Below are 3530 nucleotides of genomic sequence, written 5' to 3'. Positions count from 1 at the left end.
TGTCGGGCGGGCAGCGCCAGCGGGCGTGCCTGGCGCGCGCGCTGCTGTCGCGTGCGCCGGTACTGATGTTCGACGAGCCGACCGCGAGCCTCGACGAATCGAGTGCGCGGCGCGTGCGCGACAGCCTCGTCGCGCTGCGCGGGCAGCGCACGCGCATCGTCGTCACGCACCAGCCGGCGCTCGCGGCGGCCGCCGACACGATCGTCGTGCTCGACGCGGGCCGCGTGCGGGCGACCGGCACGCACGCGCAGCTGGTCGAGACCGATGCGTGGTACGCGGCCTTCGCCCGCGCGGGGCCGGGGCTCGACGGCCTGCCGCCGGACGATCTGGAGGCTAACGACGCAGAGGACGCTGTGGGCGCTTCGAACGCGGAAGCCCGGCCGGCCGAATCCGAACACTGACGTGAACAATGCGGGCCGGCGTGCCCGGAATCGATAGGAAAAGCCCCTCGATCGAAAAATGGCCTGCCGGTTCTATTTGATAATGAGAATGATTATCAAATACGGGGGCGTGAATGCGGTACGAGGTGCTGGAACCTGGGAGATCGATGACGAAGGGCGCGCGCGTCGCCCGTCCGGGGCGAGGGCGCTGGCGCCCGTCGCTGTATCTCGGCCTGCTGATCGCCGCACATCCGGCGGCGGCGTTCGCCGATACGGCGCCGGCGGCCGGCGCGGAAGTCCGGAAGGAGGAAACGACCGCCGCGAAGCCTGCCGCGGGCGAACTGAAGGCGATTTCCGTGACCGCGTCGCGCGGCGTGGCCGACGATCCGGCCGTGGCGACGGTCGGCAAGATGCCGCTGGCGTTGCGGGAGATTCCGCAGTCGGTCAGCGTGACGACGCGCGAACGGATCGACCAGCAGAACCTGTATTCGCTCGACGAGGTGATGCAGCAATCGGCGGGCGTGACCGTGCAGCCGTACGTGCTGCTCACCACCGCGTATTTCGTGCGCGGCTTCAAGGTCGATTCGTTCGAATTCGACGGCGTGCCGGTGGTGATCGGCGACATGGCGAGCGCGCCGCAGGACATCTCCGTGTACGAGCGCGTGGAGATCCTGCGCGGCGCGAACGGCCTGCTGCACGGCTCGGGCAACCCGGCCGCGACGGTCAACCTCGTGCGCAAGCGGCCGCAGTACCAGTTCTCCGCGAACGCGAGCGTGAGCGTCGGCAGCTGGGACCGCTACCGCGCAGAAGCCGACATCGGCGGCCCGCTCAATGCGGCCGGCACCGTGCGCAGCCGGCTCGTCGCCGCATACGAGGATCGTCATTTCTTCTACGACCATGCGAAACAGGACACGCGCTCGATCTACGGCATCACGGAAGTCGACGTGACGCGCGACACGCTGCTCACGTTCGGCGCGCAGTACCAGACGACGCGCTCGGTGCCCGACATGTCCGGCGTGCCGATGGCGCGCGACGGGTCGAGCCTCGGCCTGTCGCGCTCGACGTTCCTCGACACGGCGTGGGGCCACTTCGACTGGGACACGACGCGCGCGTTCGCGTCGGTCGAGCAGAAGCTCGGCGCCGGCTGGAAAGCGAAGGTCAGCGGCGAATACCAGAGCGTGCGTTCCGACCTGAAATACGCGGGCTCGTACGGCGCGATCGATCCGTCGACCGGTGCGGGCGGCGCACTGACGGGCGGCGCGTACCAGTTCAGCAGCTACAGCCGCAGCATCGATGCGAACGTGCAGGGCCCGGTGCATGCGTTCGGGCTGACGCACGACCTGCTGTTCGGCGTGACCTACGCGAACAGCAGCAGCGGGCAGATGTCGGCGCAGCTGCTCGGCAACGTGGCCGGCATGCCGGTGAACGTCTACCGCTGGAACCCGGGCAGCGTGCCCGAGCCGGGCGTCGGCCCGTACCAGCAGTCGCAGCAGAACGACGTGTCGCAGAAGGGCGTGTACGGGCTCGGCCGCATCAAGCTCGCGGAACCCGTCACGCTCGTGCTCGGCGGCCGGATGAGCTGGTGGAACCAGGACAGCCTCGGCGCGCACTACAACACCGGCCACCAGTTCACGCCGTACGGCGGGCTGATCTGGGATTTCGCGCGCGACTGGTCGTGGTACGCGAGTTATGCGGAAGTGTTTCAGCCGCAAACCAAGTCGATGTGGGGCGGCGGCATCCTGACGCCGGTGAAGGGGCGCACCTACGAGACGGGTGTGAAGGGCGAACTGGCGGGCGGCAAGCTGAACGTGTCGCTCGCGGCGTTCCGCATCGATCTCGACAACAATCCGCAGGTCGATCTCGCGCATCCGTGCGCGGGGCCGAACTGCTACTACGTGAACGGCGGCAGCGTGCGCAGCCAGGGCTTCGAGTTCGAGGCGAACGGCCGCATCACGCCGTGGTGGAGCGTGTGGGCGAGCTATACGTACGACACGATGCGCTATGCGGACAACCTCGCGAACGCGGGCACGTTCGCGCCGCTGCTGAACCCGCGCCACCTGTTCCGGCTGTGGACCAACTACGACCTGCCGTGGCAGGAACGGCGCTGGAGCATCGGCGGCGGCGTGCAGGTGCAGAGCAATTACTCGGCGCAGGCGAACGGCGTCACGATGAGCCAGGGCGGCTACGCGCTCGCCAGCGTGCGGCTCGGCTATCGCTACGACAAGCACTGGAGCGCGGCCGTCAACGTCAACAACCTGTTCGACCGCAAGTACTACCTGAGCCTGAGCCAGCCGGGCTGGAACAACCGCTACGGGGAACCGCGCAACGTGATGCTGACCGTGCGCGGGCAGTTCTGATGGCGGGCGGCTGGGGGACGCGGGCGGCGCTCGCGATCGCAGGTGTGCTGCCGGGCGCGGTCGCGCTGGCGGTCACGCTGGCCCGTCATTACCCGGCCGACGGCCTGAACCGGCTCTACGCGGCGGTGCTGCTGTCGCTGGCCGCGGGTGTCGCCGCGCTGCTGTGGGTGCTCGTCGCGCCCGGGCAGCGGCAGGCCGCGTGGCGCGCCTGCCTGTGGCTCGCGGTGCTCGTGCCGTGCGCGATGTTCTGGGGAGGGCGCTGACATGGACGCTTCATCGCGTTCGCGCTGGCGCGCGCTGCATCGCGGCGCCGGTGCGCTGTTCGGCGTGGTGCTGTTCGTCGTGCTGTTCAGCGGCACGTGGAGTCTCGCGACCGATTCGATGCAGGGCTGGTGGCGGCCGCCGCCGGTCGCCGTCGCGCGGCCGGCGCTGCCGCTCGATACGCTCGTCGCGCGCGCGGCGGCGCTCGGCGTGCCGTTGCGCGATGCGCGCATCGTGCTGCCGCAACCGGACGATCCGGCGATCCGTTTCTGCGACGCGCGGCAGGCCTGCACGCTGGCGCTCGACCCGGCGACGGGCGAGCGGCTGGCCGACGGCGGACGCGCGGCGTTGCTCGTCACGCTGCACAAGACGCTGTTCGCGGGCTTTCCCGGGCGGATCTTCGTCAGCCTGTGGGGGATCGTGCTGCTCGTGCTCATCGTCGCGGGCCTGGTCGTGCATCACCGGCGCTGGCCCGCCGCGGCGCGCATCCGGCGCGGCAGCGGGCTGCGCGCCGCGCTGTTCGACCTGCACG

The 3530-nt window shown here is 70.0% G+C and carries 4 protein-coding genes; all 4 read left to right on the top strand.

The genetic code is table 11. The annotated features are described in order from the left end of the window. On the top strand, positions 1-401 hold a 401-nt coding region (locus tag L810_RS43420), incomplete at its 5' end, for an ATP-binding cassette domain-containing protein (RefSeq protein ID WP_042978491.1). Between the two features lie 113 nt (positions 402-514). Further along, positions 515-2737, top strand: coding sequence for a TonB-dependent siderophore receptor (locus L810_RS43415; RefSeq protein WP_042978490.1), 2223 nt, complete (start codon positions 515-517; stop codon positions 2735-2737). After that, positions 2737-3000: a hypothetical protein gene (locus L810_RS43410; protein WP_021164388.1), complete on the top strand. Its 264-nt coding sequence runs from the start codon at positions 2737-2739 to the stop codon at positions 2998-3000. The genes L810_RS43415 and L810_RS43410 overlap by 1 nt, the downstream gene beginning before the upstream one ends. Position 3001: 1 nt before the next feature. Beyond that, on the top strand, positions 3002-3530 hold a 529-nt coding region (locus L810_RS43405; RefSeq protein ID WP_162175319.1), incomplete at its 3' end, for a PepSY-associated TM helix domain-containing protein.

This window comes from Burkholderia sp. AU4i, from assembly GCF_000466765.1.
Taxonomy (GTDB): Bacteria; Pseudomonadota; Gammaproteobacteria; order Burkholderiales; family Burkholderiaceae; genus Burkholderia; species Burkholderia cepacia.
Note: the sequence above shows the minus strand (reverse complement) of the source record. Positions and strands in the feature narration are given on the sequence as shown.